Annotated in this window: 16 protein-coding genes and 1 tRNA gene; 12 read left to right on the top strand and 5 right to left on the bottom strand. The window is 62.8% G+C overall.

Features of this window, described 5'->3' with window-relative positions:
• The first annotated feature begins 623 nt into the window (after positions 1 to 623).
• Positions 624 to 700: transfer RNA gene (locus tag JQ611_RS10680), tRNA-His, on the top strand.
• 424 nt (positions 701 to 1,124) lie between these two features.
• Here JQ611_RS10680 and JQ611_RS10675 read toward each other — a convergent pair.
• Positions 1,125 to 1,394 carry a hypothetical protein gene (locus JQ611_RS10675; protein WP_212465408.1) on the bottom strand — a complete coding sequence of 90 codons (270 nt, stop codon included), beginning with the start codon at positions 1,392 to 1,394 and terminating at the stop codon, positions 1,125 to 1,127.
• On the opposite strand from JQ611_RS10675, the gene JQ611_RS10670 reads away from it, so the two are divergent.
• From JQ611_RS10670 to JQ611_RS10645, 6 genes are all read left to right on the top strand, one after another.
• Complete coding sequence (locus JQ611_RS10670; RefSeq protein ID WP_249133067.1) at positions 1,378 to 1,932, top strand: hypothetical protein; 555 nt, start codon at positions 1,378 to 1,380, stop codon at positions 1,930 to 1,932. The two genes, JQ611_RS10675 and JQ611_RS10670, sit on opposite strands and share 17 nt — an antisense overlap.
• A 228-nt stretch (positions 1,933 to 2,160) precedes the next feature.
• A complete protein-coding gene (locus tag JQ611_RS10665; RefSeq protein ID WP_212262898.1) occupies positions 2,161 to 2,664 on the top strand; it encodes a hypothetical protein in 504 nt (167 codons plus the stop codon).
• A gap of 74 nt (positions 2,665 to 2,738) precedes the next feature.
• Positions 2,739 to 4,424 carry an efflux RND transporter periplasmic adaptor subunit gene (locus JQ611_RS10660; protein ID WP_212465407.1) on the top strand — a complete coding sequence of 562 codons (1,686 nt, stop codon included), beginning with the start codon at positions 2,739 to 2,741 and terminating at the stop codon, positions 4,422 to 4,424.
• Positions 4,425 to 4,436: 12 nt separating this feature from the next.
• The gene (locus tag JQ611_RS10655) at positions 4,437 to 7,571 is read left to right on the top strand and encodes an efflux RND transporter permease subunit (protein WP_212262896.1); all 3,135 of its coding nucleotides are present in this window, start codon (positions 4,437 to 4,439) and stop codon (positions 7,569 to 7,571) included.
• Between the two features lie 22 nt (positions 7,572 to 7,593).
• Positions 7,594 to 7,959 (top strand): hypothetical protein, encoded by a 366-nt coding sequence (locus JQ611_RS10650; protein WP_409411265.1) that lies wholly within the window; start codon positions 7,594 to 7,596, stop codon positions 7,957 to 7,959.
• 202 nt (positions 7,960 to 8,161) lie between these two features.
• Positions 8,162 to 8,578, top strand: a complete 417-nt coding sequence (locus JQ611_RS10645; protein WP_212262895.1) for an META domain-containing protein — start codon at positions 8,162 to 8,164, stop codon at positions 8,576 to 8,578.
• Positions 8,579 to 8,615: 37 nt separating this feature from the next.
• Here the strand turns inward: JQ611_RS10645 and JQ611_RS10640 are convergent, their stop codons facing one another.
• Together JQ611_RS10640 and JQ611_RS10635 are read right to left on the bottom strand one after the other, a co-directional pair.
• Positions 8,616 to 8,792, bottom strand: coding sequence for a hypothetical protein (locus JQ611_RS10640; RefSeq protein ID WP_212465406.1), 177 nt, complete (start codon positions 8,790 to 8,792; stop codon positions 8,616 to 8,618).
• Positions 8,793 to 8,917: 125 nt separating this feature from the next.
• Entirely contained in the window at positions 8,918 to 9,823 is a 906-nt protein-coding gene (locus JQ611_RS10635) for a LysR family transcriptional regulator (protein ID WP_212465405.1), read from the bottom strand.
• Between the two features lie 135 nt (positions 9,824 to 9,958).
• Here JQ611_RS10635 and JQ611_RS10630 point away from each other — a divergent pair, with 135 nt between their 5' ends.
• Positions 9,959 to 10,948, top strand: coding sequence for a tripartite tricarboxylate transporter substrate-binding protein (locus tag JQ611_RS10630; protein WP_212465404.1), 990 nt, complete (start codon positions 9,959 to 9,961; stop codon positions 10,946 to 10,948).
• A 79-nt stretch (positions 10,949 to 11,027) separates the two neighbouring features.
• Positions 11,028 to 12,104 carry a tartrate dehydrogenase gene (locus JQ611_RS10625; protein ID WP_212410897.1) on the top strand — a complete coding sequence of 359 codons (1,077 nt, stop codon included), beginning with the start codon at positions 11,028 to 11,030 and terminating at the stop codon, positions 12,102 to 12,104.
• A gap of 98 nt (positions 12,105 to 12,202) precedes the next feature.
• Here JQ611_RS10625 and JQ611_RS10620 read toward each other — a convergent pair whose 3' ends face one another.
• Positions 12,203 to 12,373, bottom strand: a complete 171-nt coding sequence (locus JQ611_RS10620; RefSeq protein WP_212465403.1) for a hypothetical protein — start codon at positions 12,371 to 12,373, stop codon at positions 12,203 to 12,205.
• A gap of 263 nt (positions 12,374 to 12,636) precedes the next feature.
• On the opposite strand from JQ611_RS10620, the gene JQ611_RS10615 reads away from it, so the two are divergent.
• On the top strand, positions 12,637 to 13,632 hold the full coding sequence (locus tag JQ611_RS10615; protein ID WP_212465402.1) for an MBL fold metallo-hydrolase: 996 nt from the start codon (positions 12,637 to 12,639) through the stop codon (positions 13,630 to 13,632).
• 115 nt (positions 13,633 to 13,747) lie between these two features.
• Here the strand turns inward: JQ611_RS10615 and JQ611_RS10610 are convergent, their stop codons facing one another.
• Positions 13,748 to 14,755, bottom strand: coding sequence for a tripartite tricarboxylate transporter substrate binding protein (locus tag JQ611_RS10610; protein WP_212465401.1), 1,008 nt, complete (start codon positions 14,753 to 14,755; stop codon positions 13,748 to 13,750).
• Positions 14,756 to 15,032: 277 nt separating this feature from the next.
• Between JQ611_RS10610 and JQ611_RS10605 the strand changes: the two genes are divergently transcribed.
• Both JQ611_RS10605 and JQ611_RS10600 read left to right on the top strand, forming a co-directional pair.
• The gene (locus JQ611_RS10605; protein WP_212465400.1) at positions 15,033 to 16,316 is read left to right on the top strand and encodes an MFS transporter; all 1,284 of its coding nucleotides are present in this window, start codon (positions 15,033 to 15,035) and stop codon (positions 16,314 to 16,316) included.
• Between the two features lie 62 nt (positions 16,317 to 16,378).
• The gene (locus JQ611_RS10600) at positions 16,379 to 17,155 is read left to right on the top strand and encodes a potassium channel family protein (protein ID WP_212262886.1); all 777 of its coding nucleotides are present in this window, start codon (positions 16,379 to 16,381) and stop codon (positions 17,153 to 17,155) included.
• Positions 17,156 to 17,293 lie beyond the last annotated feature (138 nt).

Raw genomic sequence — 17,293 nt, 5'->3', positions numbered from 1 at the left:
ACTTCCCGCCCTTTCATTGAGAGGGCGCAGGGAAGACCGGGTGCGCGCTGCACCGCGGTCCCGCGTGCGGTTTGCACTAAGTAGGCTGCACACGAGCATACAGGGCAGCGGAGAACACCCGGCCTTCCCTGCGCAATGGCTTTACGGCTTATGCCGTGATCTCCCCGGAGACGAGTTCTTGGTTGACTCCGTCGCTGCCGTTCAGCTCTCGCCTACCCGACAGCTTGACACCTGCAACGGGTGCCAGGACCACACGGTTTTGCCGTACGCTAATCCGCGCCATCGTCTCAGCGCAAACCAGCGTCCACCGCAACCCGTCCAACGTCCGTGACGACGGCCGACGCCCTTCTGAGTAGGACGGGATGGCTCTCATATAAACTGATTTTGTCTTCTGTAAAACAGAAATATTTTTTACTTCAGGGCTTGACACGATTTCCGTAAACCAGAAGTGATTTGCCCGTCGGGTCGTTTTGTCGCGGCCAAAGGATCATGTGCAGGTTGTCGGCGCGGCTGTTGCGCGTCGTCCGATCCGTTGTGTGCGGTAACTCACATTCAGTCGATGATGCCTGCTGTAGTCATCACGGATAGCCGAAGCAATCCTTCCCAAGGGCTTCGCGCAGGATGCAGTTGTAGCTCAGTTGGTTAGAGCGCCTGTCTGTGGAACAGGAGGTCGGTGGTTCGAACCCACCCAACTGTACCAGCCTTTCAAGGCGGTCAGATCAGCTTCCATCACAACGTCCATTTGCCTGGTTCTCCATCGAGCCGAACCGACTATTTGCCGAACCCGAGTTTCACTGCGGCCGACGTCGCAAGTGAGCAGCAAGGAATTGCGCCATGTCGCGGCGCTGGTTGCGACCTTCAATAGTGCTGGCGATCGTCTTTCCCTTCATCGCCGAGCGGACACCTGAACAACCGTTCAGAAATTTTCCATGAACGATGTGAATGACGCGCGCGTCAAACAGCCATGCACACGATTCGACACATCGACACGATCGACGACGAAGCAATTTCGACGCGCGTCATTGTGGCGCATGCCGAGATGAATGTTCAGTTCGTGTCTGATTTGCCTTGCGAATTCGCTTGCATGTCCACGCTTCAAGTAGAGGCGAGTGCACCAACGTGTTTCAGCTCACGTTCAGCCGCCGACAACGATCATAGGGTTCGAACCACGGAGCAGATCCCCTGCTACCAGAACCCAAGGAGCTACCATGTCGTTTCGTAAAGCAATCCTCTCTGCAGTCGCTGCAACCGTCATCCTGGTCGCCGGCGTCTCCGCAAGCAGCGCGGGGCATTGGCATCACCATCACGGTCATCATCACCACGGCCATCACCATCACGGTCATCACCATCATGGCCATCACTGGCATTGGCGTTGGCATGGCCATCATCATCATGGCCATCACCATCATCACCACGGCCATCATCACCACCACGGTCACCACCACCACTAACGACAAAAAGCCGGCCGACAGCCGTCGGCCGGCTTACCACCTCGGGTGGATCGCCGTTGATCCACCTTGCCCACATACCTTTGACGCCTGTCGGCAACCGAACATCTGGAGAATGACAATGAAGAAGTTTCTAATGGTTGCTGCGCTCGTGGCTTCGTCCGCCAGTGCCTGGGCGCACGATCACCAGGGCACGAATGGCGGCAGGGTCGAGGATGCCGGCTCGTATCATGTCGAGTTGGTTTCGAAATCCGAAAAGGTCGATCTCTACATCAGCGATGCGAACCAGAAGCCGATCGCGGCAACCGGATTCAAGGCCATTGGCATCTTTGTCGTGAATGGCAAAGCCCAGCGCATTGCGATGGAACCTGCCGGAAGCGCGCGGCTTTCCGGAACCGCCAGCGATGCGCTGTCGGCGCAGCCGAAGGGGGTCGTGCAACTGACCTCGCCCGACGGCAAAACCGTGCAAGCCAAATTCAACTGAAGCTGATGGGTGTCCTGAACGGATGCGGACCGTAATAGTATTCAGTTTCGAGCGTGAATATACACCCTGTCCGGACCGGCGGCCCCGTTCATCAAAGCCTCGTGAACCGTTGCTGGCCTGAAGACGACAGAAAGATGCAAGACTACTGTAAGACAAATGGCCCGCAGCACGCGTTAGCCATCTTTAACCTGACCTATGCAGTGCCGAGAGCCCTGTGATATTGTGAGCATGATGAACGCGAACCCAAAGCTTTGGCAGTTTATTTGTGCGGTGATCGTCTTGATCGCCGTTCAATTTTCGCCTGCCTTGGCCCGCGCCCATGCCGACCAGGCCCACCGCCTGCAGGGACATGTCCACGTTCATCATCATGCGGTGCCTCACGGCGCCCATGCGCCGGTGGCGCACCACCTTACCAAGGCTGCGTTCACCAAGGACGTCTTTGCAGAGGCTGACTTCACCAAGGCCTCTCTTGCCGAGACTATCGGATCTATCCCGCACGAGCTTATCCTGACCGCAGGTCGGCCGCCGGGCGCAGCGCCGATCGATGCGGACGGATGCGTAGACGGTTGTTGCGGGGCGGGCATGGGGTGCTGCGGCGGGGCCGCTTTGGTTGCAGCCTCGCAATGTTTGCCTCCCGCGGTTCATTCGCACCGTCTTGACGTTACCGGTGCCGTGCTTGCTTCGGGCATAGAGCCCGCAAGCCTGCGTAAACCGCCCCGAGCGCTCACCTGAGCAACGATGTCGCGGCGGCACGACGTGCCGGCCGCGCGAGCGAGAACACGCTTCTTCTCAGGTGAGTTATTCAGATGTCCTTTTTGTTCCGTGCCGCGCGGTGCGTGGCGGCTATGTCATTCCTGCTCATGGCAGGCCCGGTGCTGGCGCACGAAGGCCACGATCATGGCGCGCCTGTTCCGGCGCCGAGCGCCAGTCTCGCGCCGCGTGCCGAGAGCGACTCGGACGCGCATGAACTGGTTGCGATTGCGCGCGAAGGCGTGCTCGTCATCTATCTCGACCGGTTCGCAACCAACGAGCCGGTGGATGGCGCCGAAATCGAAATCGAAACGCCCGCCGGGCCGCAGAAGGCCGAAGCCAGGCCGGGCGAGCCCTATCGTCTCGACGCGCCCTGGTCCGGCAAGCCGGGCGCTTACGACCTGATCTTCACGGTCGCGAAAGACGGCAATGTGGATGTGTTGCCCGCCCGGCTGGTGATTCCGGATGCTCCGGGGGCCAAGGCCGGACCGACTTCGTGGTTCTCGACCTCCGCCATCGCGGGTGAGGTCGGCTATCACTTCAATCATGACGGCCCGGCGCTGTTGATCGCCATCCTGGCCGGGCTTGCTGCCGGCATCGGCGTCATGGCGCTGATCCGGCGGCGTCGCAGGGCGGCGGCAATGGTTCTCCTCGTCGCCGGCGCGTTCGTCCTGTCCAACAACCCATCCCGCTCCCATGACGGCCATGATCACACAGCTCCGGCAGCAGCGATGCAGTCGGCTCGCGACCTCGCGCAGCGTCTGCCGGACGGAGGCGTGTTCGTGCCAAAGAGCACGCAACACATTCTCGCCCTTCGTACCGTGATGACCGAATCCCGCGCGCACCCGCGCGCCATCGAGCTGCCGGGCCGGATCATTCCCGATCCGAACGCCAGCGGCTTCGTGCAGGCTTCGGTGGGCGGCCGCCTTTCGGCGCCTCCGGGCGGTTTTCCGAGGCTGGGGACGCCGGTCAAGAAAGGCGACGTGCTCGCTTATGTCGACCCGCCGCTGCAGGCCATCGACGTGTCGGATATGCGCCAGCGCCAGGGCGAACTCGACCAGCAGATTTCCATCGTGGAGCGCCGGCTCGCCCGCTATGAAACGCTGGTGCCGAGCGGCGCCATTGCCCGCTCCCAGCTCGAAGACACAAGGTCGGAGCTGCAGGGACTGAAAGACCGACGTGGATCGCTCGACCGGGCGCGCCGTGAGCCCGAAGCGCTGGTGGCTCCGGTCGACGGTGTGATTGCCGAGGGCACGCCGGTAGCCGGACAAATCGCCCAGTCCAATGCCGTGATCTTCCACATCATCGATCCGACCCGTCTGTGGGTTGAAGCCCGCAGCTTCGACCCGCTGGCGGGCGTTCGCAGCGCGACCGCCAACCTCGGGACCGATCGCATCTTCACGCTGGTCTATCAGGGCTCCGGCTTTGCGGACCGCAACCAATCCATTCCGGTCCAGTTCGCGATTCAGGGCGACCATTCCGGCCTTCGCGCCGGGCAGTTCGTCACGGTCCTGGCCACCACCAATGAGGAAAAGGTCGGCCTTGCGGTGCCGCGGGCCAGTCTGGTGCGCAACGCCAACGGCCAAGAGGTGGTTTACGAGCACGTCGCGCCCGAGCGCTTCGAACAGCGCCCGGTACGGGTGGAACCCCTCGACGGCGACCGCGTGTTCATTGCCACCGGCCTCGCCGGAGGCAAGCGTCTTGTCGTGCAGGGCGCCGAACTCCTTGACCAAGTGCGCTGAGGAGCAGGGCAGATGTTTCGCTTTCTCGTCACACAGTCGCTGCGCAACAGCCTGCTGGTCATGGCGGCCGCGCTGGCCCTGGTGTTGCTCGGCATCTTCAGCGCCGGCCGGCTGCCGGTGGACGTGTTTCCCGACCTGAACAAGCCGACGGTCACGATCATGACCGAGTCGGACGGGCTCGCGCCGCCCGAGGTAGAACAGCTCGTCAGCTTTCCGATCGAGACCCAAATGAACGGTGTTCCCGGCGTGACGCGGGTCCGCTCGGTTTCCGGAATCGGCCTTTCGATCGTCTATGTCGAATTCGACTGGGGTACCGATATCTATCGTAACCGGCAGCAGATCGGCGAGCGCCTCAATCTGATCCGGACCCAGTTGCCGCCCAATACCGTTCCGCAATTGGGACCGATCAACTCAATCATGGGCCAGGTGCTGCTGGTCGCGGTGACCAGCGACCGGGCCTCGGCGATGGAAGTCCGCGAGACCGCGGACTTCGTGGTGCGGCCGCGGCTGCTCACGATCCCCGGTGTCGCGCAGGTGATTCCGATGGGGGGCGAGGTCCGGCAATACCGGATCGCGCCCAATCCGCCGGCGCTGCGCAGCCTCGGCGTCACCTACGAGCAGGTCGAACTCGCCCTCAATCAGTTCGGCGTCAATACCGGCGGCGGCTTCACCGATCAGCATGCCCGCGAATATCTGATCCGCAACATCGGGCGGACCACCAATCTGGACGACCTTCGCAACGTGGTGGTGGCGCAGGTCAATGGCGGGCCGGTCTATCTGAAGCAGGTCGCCACCGTCGAGTTCGCACCCAAGGTCAAGCGCGGCGACGCCGGCTATATGGGCAAGCCCGCCGTCGTCGTCTCGGTCGAGAAGCAGCCCAACGTCGATACCATCCGGCTCACGCGCGAGATCGAACAGGCCCTGAAGGAAATCACGGCCTCGCTGCCAACAGGCATGAAGGCCGACCAGATCATCTTCCGGCAGGCCAATTTCATCGAAACCTCGATCGGCAATGTCGAGCGTGTCCTGCTCGAGGCCGGCGCGGTCGTCGCCATCGTGCTGTTTCTGTTCCTGATGAACTGGCGGACGACGGCGATCTCGCTGGCTGCGATCCCGGTGTCGATCCTGACGACCGCGGTCGTGTTCTATTTTGCCGGCCTGTCGATCAACACGATGACCCTTGGCGGCATCGCCATCGCCATCGGCGAGCTGGTCGATGACGCCGTCGTCGACGTCGAAAACATCTTCCGGCGCTTGCGCGAAAATCGCGCCCTGGAGCATCCCCGCCCGGCGTTCGACGTCGTCGTATCGGCATCCCAGGAAGTGCGCTCCGGCATCGTCTATGCGACCGCGATCATCGTTCTGGTGTTCGTGCCGCTGTTCGCGCTGTCGGGTATAGAAGGCCGGCTGTTTGCGCCGCTTGGTCAGGCCTACATCATCTCGATTCTCGCCAGCCTTGCGGTCTCCATCACCCTGACCCCGGTGATGGCGTATCACATGCTTCCGCATCTCAAGCGCCTCGATCATGGCGACAGCGCGCTGGTAGCGATGCTCAAGCGCGCCAATGCGGCCTTGCTGGAACGGGTTTTCCACCATCAGCGCGCCTTGATGGCTGCCGCACTCGCGGCGGTCGTCATCGCGGCGGCTTCCGCATTCTATCTTCCCCGCGCATTCCTGCCGCCCTTCAACGAGGGCACCTTCACGATCAACATGCTCTTCAATCCGGGAATCTCGCTCGCCGAATCCCATCGCGTCGGGTTGATTGCCGAGCGCCTCATCCTTGAAGTGCCCGAGGTCAAGACCGTTGGCCGGCGAACCGGGCGGGCGGAGCTCGACGAGCATGCCGAAGGCGTCCATTCGTCGGACCTCGAGGTCAATCTCAAGCCAACGAAACGGCCAAAGACCGAAATCGTCGCGGATATCCGGGCCCGGCTCGCCGTGCTTCCCGCTGCGATCAACGTAGGCCAGCCGATTTCGCACCGGCTCGACCATCTGCTTTCGGGCGTTCGGGCCGAAATTGCGCTGAAAGTGTTCGGCGACGATCTGAACAGCCTGCGCGCGACCGCTGACATGTTGCGCGGCAAGCTGGCGGAGATTCCGGGTCTCACGGACCTGCAGGTCGAAAAGCAGGTGCTGATTCCGCAGCTGGAAATCCGCGTCGATTATGGCCGTGCCGCGCTCTATGGCGTGCAGCCGGCCGCCGTGATCCAGCAGCTCAGCCGGCTCTCGAACGGCCGCGTTATTTCACGGGTGGTGGACGGCTATCGCCGGTTCGACGTCACGATGCGGCTGCCGGATCGGCTTCGCACCACGCAAACCCTGGGCGACCTCTTGATCGAAACGCCGGCCGGATGGATCCCCGCCCGGCAGATCGCCGACGTCAAGGAGACCGAAGGCCCCAACCAGATCTTGCGCGAGAACGGTCGCCGTCGTGTGGTGGTGCTGGCGAACGCCGACGGGACGGCCGACATGACCGACATCATCGAGGCGATCCGGAAGGTGACCGCGTCGACCAGGCTTCCCGAAGGCTTCTACGTTCGGCTGGAGGGAACGTTCCAGGCTCAGGAGGAAGCAAGCCGGACCATCGGCGTACTCTCGCTGCTGTCGCTGTTGCTGGTGTTTGCCATTCTCTACAGCCGCTACCGCTCGACCGTGCTCGCCTTCATCATCATGGGCAACGTCCCGCTGGCGCTGATCGGGTCGGTCGCGGCGCTCTGGCTGGCGGGCCAACCGCTCTCGGTTGCGTCGATGGTCGGATTTGTCACGCTGACCGGTATTGCGGTTCGCAACGGCATCCTGAAAATCAGCCACTACATCAACCTGGCGCTGAAAGAAGGAATGCCGTTCGGCCACGACCTCGTGGTTCGCGGCAGCGTCGAGCGGCTGACGCCGGTCTTGATGACGGCGATGGCGGCCGGCGTGGCGCTGGTGCCGCTGCTGATCGATGCGGCAAATCCCGGCAAGGAAATTCTCCATCCGGTGGCCGTGACGATTTTCGGCGGTCTCCTCAGCGCGACCCTGCTCGACACGCTGCTGACGCCCGTTCTCTTCCTTCGCTATGGCGAAGCTCCTCTGGAGCGGCTGCGGCGAGGTGCCGACGGCAAGGCGGGAACGGCCCCGGCAAATTCAGCCGCCGAAGCTTTTTGACATCAACATGCGGAGAATGACGGTGAATGCGAAATTTCTGATGGTTGCGGCCATGTTGGCTTGGTCGACTGGCGCCTCGGCGCACGACGAGAAGGGAACGAATGGCGGGTGGGTCGCCCATGCCGGTTCGTATCACGTCGAACTGGTTTCGAAATCCGACAAGCTCGAACTGTTCGTCAGCGACGAGAACCAGAAATCGATCCCGGCAACCGGCTTCAAGGCGATTGCCATCCTCGTTGTCGGTGGCAAATCCCAGCGAATCCTGCTGCAGCCTGCCGGGAGCGCGCTGCTTTCCGGCACCGCCAGCGTCGCATTGCCGGTTCAGCCAAAAGGTGTCGTTCAACTGACCGGTCCTGATGGAAAGACGGCGCAGGCAAAATTCGACTGAGCGGATTGCGAAGCAAGGCCCAGATCGATCAATGAAATTCCCGCGGCGCAGCCCGCGGGGATTTTTTCGTCGGTGCGGCATTTTTGCGCATTGGCTGAGGCAGGACAAGAAGCCGGTCTGAACCGGACGGCTCTAGCCAATGGCATACTTGTTCAATAGAACGGCGCGATGTCGGGGTTGAGGATTTTTCGAGAGAGGTTGTATGGTTTCATTCGCACGCATGGTGAAGCTCGCAGGCGTTGCCTCGGTGCTGCTGGTTTCCGTCCCCAATGCCGGTCAAGCCCAGGCCGACAACGGCTTTCCGTTCGGAATGGAAATGACCATGGATGTCCCGCCTCAGCCTGGCTCCAAGCGGATACCGAATCTCGAGATTGGCGACGCCGGCGAAGTGGTGCTCGAACTCTGGTGCAAGGGCGGCAAGGGGCAGTTTTCGGTGGCGGGCAACACCGTGATCTTCGTCGCCGGCGCGATGGAGAACCGCAATTGTCCGCCCAATCGCGCCCAGGCTGACGACGAACTGATTGCCGCACTGACCGATGCCGCGACCTGGAAGCGGCAGGGCGATGCGATATCGTTCATCGGCACCAGGACGCTGCGGTTCCGGCTCAATACGAACTAGCCACGCGAGTTCGCAATGCCGGAGGCAACGGCCGCGATCAGCGGCCGAATGAGAAGAAAACCTTCGGCGGCAGCGGCTGCGGATTGAGCGCGACCCAGTCCAGCCTGGAGGTAAACTGGCGCTGCAATCCGCTCACGATGATGATGCCACCCGCAACGCGGTCGAGTTCATCTGATGTCAATGCTTCGGTTTTGACGGGAGTGAAATCGGTCATGGCTGTCTTCCCTTGGTTAGGCGCCGCACGATGCTGCGACGAACGGGACTTTGCCTTTCTCCGACCCGGCTTGTTTGTGATCCAGATCACTCAGCCCACGACTCGTTCCGTGACCCGTCCTGACTTCACGCGTCCTTTGCATAGCGCTTAAGCGAAGCTTTGAGGATCTCCAGCATTTCGTCCCTGATGAGATCGCGCGCGCCGCGGGTCCAGGCGGCTGCGAGCGGCAAGCGGTTCATGTCTGACCCCGCGAGCGGAACAAACTGAACGCCACGCGCCGCCATTCGCGATGTCCATCGTGGCACGATGGCAACGCCGAGTTCGGCCGCGACGAGGTTCACGATGGTCTGCTTTTCATTGGCAATTTGGATGATTCGCGCCTGCAGTCCAGCCTGAGCAAACAGTTTCATGGTCAGATCGTGGCTATGCGGGCGCGACCGGCGCTCGGGTACGATCAGCGGCTGTTCGGCAAGATCGGCGACGGTCACCCGTTTTCTCGACGCGAGGCGATGATGATCCGGCACCGCGACGACGGCCGTCTCGTGCAGGAGAAACAGAAATTCGAGCCGCTTGTCGGGCTTTTCCGGAGGGCGCACCAGGGCGATGTCGAGCCGGCCGGAGATCAGCGCCGGCAACAGCCGGATCGTCTTGTCTTCCGTCAATTTCACCGTGACATCCGGTCTCTGTTCGCGAAAGTCGGAAAGCAGCATCGGCAGCAGTCCCGCCGCTGCGCTGTCGATCGCGCCGACGCGGATGATCGCGCCCTGCTTGCGACCCCGCGCCTGGAATTTGACCGCCAGATTGTCCGCCTGCGCCAGCAGATTGCGGGCCTCCTTGAGCAGGACGACGCCATCGTCGGTCAGCGTCACGCTGCGCGTCGTTCGCGTCATCAGCCGGGTGCCGAGATCGTCTTCGAGCAGCCGGATGTAACGCCCGAGCGCGGAGGGGAGCATTTCCAGCCGTTGGGCCGCGCGCCCAAAATGCAATTCCTCGGCCGCCGCCACGAAGCAGCGAAGCTGGTGCAGTTCCATATTTCGTCCTCCTCCGGCAGATTATATCAAATATTTGTATAATCGTATGCCGATTGAAGGCGCGTGGCCTTTAGCCGTAGCTTGTCCGGAAGCGCTGAAATCAGCCAATCAACGAATTCTGCAGGGAGCGACCCAATGCGGTTCAATCGTCGTACGATCCTTTCCGGCGCCCTCGCGGCCGCGTCGCTATGGGCGCCAGCCACGGCCTTCGCGCAGACCGCCTTTCCGACAAAACCGGTCACCATCATCGTTCCGGCGGCGGCCGGAGGGCCGACCGACACCGTGGCCCGCCTGATCGCGGAATCGATGGGCCGAAGCCTCGGCCAGACCATCCTGGTCGAAAATGTCGGCGGCGCCGGTGGCACGCTCGGCATGGCGCGCGTGTCGAAGTCGGCCGCCGACGGCTACACGCTCGCGATCTGGCACATCGCGCATGCCACCGCGCCCGCGCTCTACGACTCCCTCAAATATGATGTCGTCGACGATTTCGACCACCTCGGCCGCATCACCGACGTGCCGATGACCCTGGTGTCGAAGCCGACTCTTGCGGCCAACAATGTGACCGAGTACGTGGCGTGGATTCGCGCAAGCGGCGACAAGGCCGTCTACGGACATGCCGGCATCGGCTCCGCCTCGCATCTTTGCATGCTGATGCTGATGAAGGAGCTCGGCGTGCAGATGAACGGGATTCCGTATCGCGGCACCGGGCCGGCCATGAACGACCTGCTCAGCGGCCAGTTCGACGTGATGTGCGACCAGACCACCAACACCACCAACCAGATCAAGGAAGGCAAGATCAAGGGCTTTGCCGTCACGACCAAAGCCAAAGTCTCGTCATTGCCTGACCTGCCGACGCTCGACGGCGGCGCCGTCAAGGGATTTGAGGTCTCGGCCTGGCATGCGATGTGGGCCCCGAAGGGATTGCCCAAAGAAGCGACCGACAAGCTGGTCACAGCCCTTCAGGCCGCGCTGAAGGACCCCAAGGTGATCGAGCGGTTTGCCAATCTCGGCACCGAGCCGGTCCAGGCGGAGCTGGCGACGCCGGCGGCGCTCAAGGCGCATCTGACAGCCGAAGTGCCGCGCTGGGGCGCCGTGATCAAGGCAGCAGGCGCCAAGGGAAACTGAGCTCGAAATTGAACCCGCCGTCGCAAGCGGCCGGTCACCCATGGCTGAACAACGACATTCGCAATCCGGAGACCAATCGATGAAGACGTACGCCATAGCCGCCATCCCGGGCGACGGGATCGGCACCGAAGTCATTGCCGCGGGTGTCGAGGTGCTGCACGCGCTGGCCCAGCGCGACGGCAACTTCAAATTCAAGGTCGATCATTTTGACTGGGGGTCTGAATACTACAAGAAGCACGGCATCATGATGCCGGAGGATGGCCGCGACCAGATCAGGAACCACGACGCGATCCTGTTCGGCTCGGCCGGCGCGCCCGACGTGCCTGATCACATCACGCTGTGGGGTCTGCGGCTCGCCATCTGCCAGCCGTTCGATCAATACGCCAACGTCCGCCCGACGCGGATCCTGCCCGGCATCACCAGCCCGCTGCGCAACGTGCACGGCAAGGAGCTCGACTGGGTGATCGTCCGCGAAAACTCGGAAGGCGAATATGCCGGCGTCGGTGGCCGCGTCCACAAGGGCTTGCCGCTCGAAGTCGCAACCGACGTCTCGATCCTGACCCGCCCCGGGGTCGAGCGCATCATGCGCTTCGCCTTCAAGCTTGCACAGTCGCGGCCGCGCAAGCTGCTCACCGTCGTGACCAAATCCAACGCCCAGCGCCATGCCATGGTGATGTGGGACGAGATCGCGACCGAGATCGCGGCCGAGTTCAAGGACGTGACCTGGGACAAGATGCTGGTCGATGCGATGACCATGCGCATGGTCATGAAGCCCGAGACCATCGATACCGTGGTGGCCACCAATTTGCACGCCGACGTGCTGTCGGATCTCGCTGCCGCGCTCGCCGGCTCACTGGGCATCGCGCCGACCGCCAACCTCAATCCGGAGCGGACCTATCCCTCGATGTTCGAGCCTATACATGGCTCGGCCTTCGACATCATCGGCAAAGGCATCGCCAATCCCGTCGGGACGTTCTGGTCATCGGTGATGATGCTGGAGCACCTCGGCGAGCCGGCAGCCGCGACGCGGTTGATGCAGGCGATCGAGCGTGTCACGGCCGATCCCCGCTTTCACACGCCGGACCTCGGCGGCAAGGCCAGGACCGACGAGGTCACGGCCGCGGTCGTTGCCTCCATCCACGGCGCCAACGACTGAGATCGTGCGATCCGTCGCAGTGATCCGAAACGAAGAAAGGGCGACCTTGCGGCCGCCCTTTGCATTGCCGGTTTGCTTTGCAGGTCCGGCAGAGTCCATCAAGTCACGCGAACCGCGCCGGTCGACTGGCCGTACTTGTTGTGACCGACAATGTACCAATGGCCTCCCATTTGGTAATAGGTGGCCTTGCCGCCGGTGACGGCTTCGAGTTCGTGGTCGGAAAGCGCGCGCGTGTCGAGGGTATCGGCATTCCTGATCCTGGTATTCATCGCAGTATCTCCCTTTGCTCCGGGCGGCGCGACCATCGCGTCCGCTGTCCGGTGAGGAGGACAATGCCTGCTGCCGCGCCGGCGCGCTGTTCCCCAGGTGACAGGCGGGGGGCGGGCGAGGAAATGCGGGGCCGGGTAGCTCCCGAACCGGCCGGCTCCGAAGATTCGGTCTGGCTTCGGCTTGCGGAAGGTCCCAAAAATCAGGAGTATTCACGCCAATTCGGGAGCCAAATCCCGGGATAAATAATTGAGGGGAGACGCCAATGACGGCTTTCACGCGCCGCGATCTGATGTCGGCTGCCGCAGGCGCGGCAGCGGCCACGAGCCTGCCGTTCAATCAGCCAGTTCGCGCCGCGACGCCGCCAGCGGGCAAGCAGACCGCCGGCTGGTACCGCTACAAGATCGGCAGCATCGAGGTGACGGTGGCGACCGATGGCGTCAACCGCTTCAAGATGGCGGAGGATCACGTCACCAACATCAAGAAGGATGCGGTGAACGCCGCGCTCGCCGAGGTCTTCATGGAAAAGGACATGATGACCACGCCGTACAACCCGATCGCCATCAACACCGGATCGAAGCTGGCGATCATCGATACCGGCACCGGCGAGAGCAATTACAAGAAAAGCAACGGCACCGCCGGCCAGTTCGTGACCAATCTCGCCGCCGCGGGCATCGACCGCAATGCCGTCGATGTCGTGATCATCTCGCACTATCACGGCGACCACATGAACGGCCTCCTGATGGACGACAATTCACTGACCTATCCGAATGCCGAGATCCTCGTGCCCGCCAGGGAGCACCAGTACTGGATGGATGACGGCGAAATGAGTCGCGCCCCCAAAGGCCGTATCGAGGGCGTCTTCAAGAATGCGCGGCGGGTGTTCACGCCGGAGGCTCTGAAGCGTGTGAGAACCTATGAGGGGGGCAAGGAAGTGATTCCCGGCGTCACCCCGCAGGGTACGCCTGGGCACTCGCCCGGCCATAGCTCGTTCGTGATCGCTTCCGGCTCGGATTCCGTCTACGTGCAATCCGATGTCACCCACGTCCCGTTCCTGTTCGTCCGTCATCCCGACTGGCACGTCTTTTACGATCAGGACCCGGCGATGGCGGAAGCGACCCGCCGCAAGGTTTACGACATGCTGGTGGCCGACAGGATGCGGGTGCAGGGTTTTCATTACCCGTTCCCGTCGCTCGCGCATGTCGAGAAACACGGCAGCGGCTACCGGGAGATTCCGGTGATGTGGAATCCGAATATTTGATGTGCGATCCGGGTGAGGGGGTACAGGTCTATCAATTTGCATCAGCGTTCGCGGAGAGAGCCCCTCACCCCGACCCTCTCCCCGCAAGCGCGGGGCGAGGGAGCAGTAGCCGGCGCTATTCCACCTTCAGCCCGAGCTGATGCACGAGCTTGCTCCACTTCTTCTCTTCCTTGTCGATGTCGTCGGCGTATTCGGCAGGTGTCGAGGCCAGGGGATCGCCGCCTTCGATCCGGATGCGTTTTTGCACCTCCGGATCGCTGCCGAGTTTGCGCAGCTCGGCGCTGAGGATTTCGACGATCTCCGGCGGCGTGCCTGACGGCGCCAGCAGCCCGTAATGCAGCACGGCTTCGAAGCCGGGCATGCCAGATTCGTCGAAAGTCGGCACGTCAGGCAACAGCGAGAACCGCTGCTTGCTGGTGACGGCGATGGCGCGCAACTGGCCGGCCGCGATATTGCCGAGCGCCGGCGGCAGCACGCCGAACGCCACCGGCACATGGCCGCCGAGCAGGTCGTTCATCACGGGCGCCGTGCCCTTGTAGGGAATGATAGCGGCATCGATACCGGCTTCGGCCTTGAACAGTTCCGCGCACATGTAGCCGCCGGTGCCGACCGGCGAAGTGCCGATATTGAGTTTGCCCGGCTCCTTCTTGGCGAGCGCTATCACATCAGCAACCGTCTTGGCGGAAAACGACGGATGCGCGAGCAGGGCCACCGGCATCGATGCGACGAGACCGATCGGCGCAAAATCCTTGCGTGGGTCCATACCGAGCTTGGTGTAGAGGCTGGGGTTGATCGAGAGGGTGCCGGTGTGGCCCAGCAGCAGCGTGTAGCCATCAGGCGCGGCGCGCGCCACGGCGCGGGTGCCGATGGTTCCTCCGCCGCCGCCGCGGTTGTCGACGGTCACGGTCTGGCGGAACGCATCGGACAGTTTTTGCGCCACCACGCGTGCCATGGCGTCGACGCCGCCACCGGCCGGGTAGGGGACAATGAGCGTGATGCTGCGCGCTGGAAACTCAGCGGCATGCACGACCGCGCTTGCCACCAGCGGGACTGCGAAGGCGATCGCAGATGCAAAGGTGATCACGGCATTCATGACATTGCGACGATGTGAGAGCTTAACCACCAGATTGCCTCCCTCCAGCGATGTCGATCCACGTTCTTATGGGTGGCCTTGTTTCACCGCAAGCCTGGCGCGCCGCAACAATCTTCATCGAATGCTCGATTGGCCTGCAAACGGAATCATGCACTGCAGCAGAGAGGTTCGATTCATCGCCTCGCGCAGCCCCTGGAAAACGGCCAACCGTCAGACCCAACCTTGAACTGCCTGCCAAGGCCGCATAGGCTCGGTGATTGGAAACGCCTGCCAGGCAACAAACAACAAGAGGGATACCCCCCAGTCGATGAGCTCCGCGTTGCGGCGCCCTTTTGCCCACCGCCGGGGCCTGATCATCGTCGCGACCTTGGCCACGGCCTATGTCGCCAGCCATTTTTTCCGCGCCGCCAACGTCACCATCGGCCTCGACCTGATGCGCGACCTCGCCATCGGACCGGAAGCCTTGGGCGCGCTGACAGGCGCGTTCTTTTTCGGCTTCGCCGCGATGCAGATCCCCTGCGGCCTTCTGTTCGACCATTTCGGACCCCGGCGCACCGTGGCTTGTATGCTGATCCTCGCCACGACAGGCGCTGCGATCTTCACGCTGGCGCCGACCTGGCCGGTGCTGCTCACCGGCCGCGTTCTGATGGGCGCCGGCTTCGGCGTCATGCTGATCGGCAGCATGGTGGTGATCTCGCGCTGGTTTCCACCGGATCGTTTTTCCACGCTCACCGCCATGGTGCTGTCGATCGGACTGCTCGGCAATCTCTTCGCCACCACGCCGCTGGCATGGGCATCGCAGGCCGTCGGCTGGCGCGCCGTGTTCGGCGTCGTCGTCGTCTTCATCGCACTCGCCACCATCGCCGTGTGGCTGGTGGTGCGCGACGCGCCGGCCGGCCACCCGTTTCTCGACCGCACCCCGGAGCCGCCACGCCAGATGCTGCAGGGCCTGATCGAGGTGCTGGGCAATCCGCGCCTGAGGCCGATCCTGGCGATGAATTTCTGCAACTATGCCTGCACCTTCACCGTTCAGGGCCTGTGGGGCGGTTCGTTCCTGCGCGAGGTGTATGGCATGAGCCCGATCGAGGCCGGCAACGTGCTGCTGGCCGCCGTGATCACCTACCAGCTTGGCATCGTCGCCTTCGGCCCCCTGGACCGCGTGCTCGACACCCGCAAATGGATCGCCATCGGCGGCACCATGGTGACCATATCCATGCTTGCGACGCTGGCGCTCGCGTCCCACCCGCCCGTCTGGGTGCCCGTCGGCGCCATCGTCGCCATCGGTTTCTTCAGCGCCTCCAGCACCATGGTAATGACCCACGGCCGCGGCATCTTCCCGGACCGGCTGATCGGGCGCGGCATTGCGACCATCAACACCGCCGTGATGCTGGGCGTCGCCTGCATGCAGACATTGTCGGGCATCATCGTCGGCGGGTTCGAGCCTCTCGCCGATGGCACCCGCTCCGAGACCGCCTACCGCGCCTTGTTCGGCGTGCTCACCGTGGTGCTGATGTCGGCCGTTGCGATCTACAGCCGCTCGCAGGACGTCAGGCCCAGCGACGAAATGCGCGCCCGGGCGGCCACCGCGTGATGCCTCGGCGCGGCGCCCTGCATGGCTTGCCATGATGCGGGTAAACCTGTGAACATGCCGCCATGAACCTCGGCGCGCTGAAAAGCAATATCCGGCAGCTTTACGAAAGCGACACGCCGCTCGGCGTCCGTTTTCGCTACGCCCTGCTGGCGTTCGACATCGTCACGGTGCTGTTCATCGTCGTAACGTCGTTCCTGCCCCCAAGCGAGATCGTCGAAACGCTCGACGTCCTGTTCGGCGCGGTGATCCTGGCCGACTTCGCGGCGCGCCTGTTTATCAACCGGCGCCGGTTGCGGGCATTTACCCGCATTTCGACCTGGACCGATCTGATCGCGATCGCCTCATTCCTGGCCCCGCTGGCGGGAGAAGCGGGCGGCTTTCTGCGCATCCTGCGCACCTTGCGGCTGCTCCGCGAGGTTCAGATGCTGACCCGGCTGCGCGGCGACAGCACGTTTTTCCGGCGCAACGAGGAAGTGATCTTTGCCGTCACCAACCTTGCGGTCTTCATTTTCGTGATGACCGCGATCGTCTACGAGACCCAGAAATTTCGCAACGAGCAGATCACGAATTATGCCGACGCGCTGTATTTCACCGTCACGGCGCTGACGACGACCGGCTTTGGCGACATCACCCTGCGCGGAACGGTCGGCCGCATGATTACGGTCGTGATCATGATCTTCGGCGTGACGCTGTTCTTCAATCTCGCCCGCGCGCTGCTGTCCCCGAGCAAGGTGCGTTTTCCCTGCCCCTCCTGCGGCCTGCAGCGCCACGACAGCGATGCCGTGCACTGCAAGGCGTGTGGTGTGGTCCTGAATATTCCCGACGAAGGGGCGACGTAGCCGAGCCGCGCGGAAATTACGATAATTTCGTACAGTGGTATTTGCCTTAAACGCTTACTCTCCGAAGGCGGCGGCATCATCGCCGGCGTTTGAACCCCTGGCCGGAGCGGTCGTACGGAAGCCGCATACCATGCCCTA

The organism is Bradyrhizobium sp. AUGA SZCCT0182 (assembly GCF_018130185.1).
In the GTDB taxonomy this organism is placed as follows: domain Bacteria; phylum Pseudomonadota; class Alphaproteobacteria; order Rhizobiales; family Xanthobacteraceae; genus Bradyrhizobium.
Note: the sequence above shows the minus strand (reverse complement) of the source record. Positions and strands in the feature narration are given on the sequence as shown.

Excerpts from the sequence above, each read along its gene's own strand:
- JQ611_RS10655 (WP_212262896.1), top strand. The coding sequence starts at position 4,437 with ATGTTTCGCTTTCTCGTCACACAGTCGCTGCGCAACAGCCTGCTGGTC.
- JQ611_RS10620 (WP_212465403.1), bottom strand. The coding sequence starts at position 12,373 with ATGAATACCAGGATCAGGAATGCCGATACCCTCGACACGCGCGCGCTT.
- JQ611_RS10665 (WP_212262898.1), top strand. The coding sequence starts at position 2,161 with ATGATGAACGCGAACCCAAAGCTTTGGCAGTTTATTTGTGCGGTGATC.
- JQ611_RS10625 (WP_212410897.1), top strand. The coding sequence starts at position 11,028 with ATGAAGACGTACGCCATAGCCGCCATCCCGGGCGACGGGATCGGCACC.
- JQ611_RS10605 (WP_212465400.1), top strand. The coding sequence starts at position 15,033 with ATGAGCTCCGCGTTGCGGCGCCCTTTTGCCCACCGCCGGGGCCTGATC.
- JQ611_RS10635 (WP_212465405.1), bottom strand. The coding sequence starts at position 9,823 with ATGGAACTGCACCAGCTTCGCTGCTTCGTGGCGGCGGCCGAGGAATTG.
- JQ611_RS10660 (WP_212465407.1), top strand. The coding sequence starts at position 2,739 with ATGTCCTTTTTGTTCCGTGCCGCGCGGTGCGTGGCGGCTATGTCATTC.
- JQ611_RS10600 (WP_212262886.1), top strand. The coding sequence starts at position 16,379 with ATGAACCTCGGCGCGCTGAAAAGCAATATCCGGCAGCTTTACGAAAGC.
- JQ611_RS10670 (WP_249133067.1), top strand. The coding sequence starts at position 1,378 with ATGGCCATCATCATCATGGCCATCACCATCATCACCACGGCCATCATC.
- JQ611_RS10675 (WP_212465408.1), bottom strand. The coding sequence starts at position 1,394 with ATGATGATGATGGCCATGCCAACGCCAATGCCAGTGATGGCCATGATG.
- JQ611_RS10615 (WP_212465402.1), top strand. The coding sequence starts at position 12,637 with ATGACGGCTTTCACGCGCCGCGATCTGATGTCGGCTGCCGCAGGCGCG.
- JQ611_RS10645 (WP_212262895.1), top strand. The coding sequence starts at position 8,162 with ATGGTTTCATTCGCACGCATGGTGAAGCTCGCAGGCGTTGCCTCGGTG.
- JQ611_RS10640 (WP_212465406.1), bottom strand. The coding sequence starts at position 8,792 with ATGACCGATTTCACTCCCGTCAAAACCGAAGCATTGACATCAGATGAA.
- JQ611_RS10630 (WP_212465404.1), top strand. The coding sequence starts at position 9,959 with ATGCGGTTCAATCGTCGTACGATCCTTTCCGGCGCCCTCGCGGCCGCG.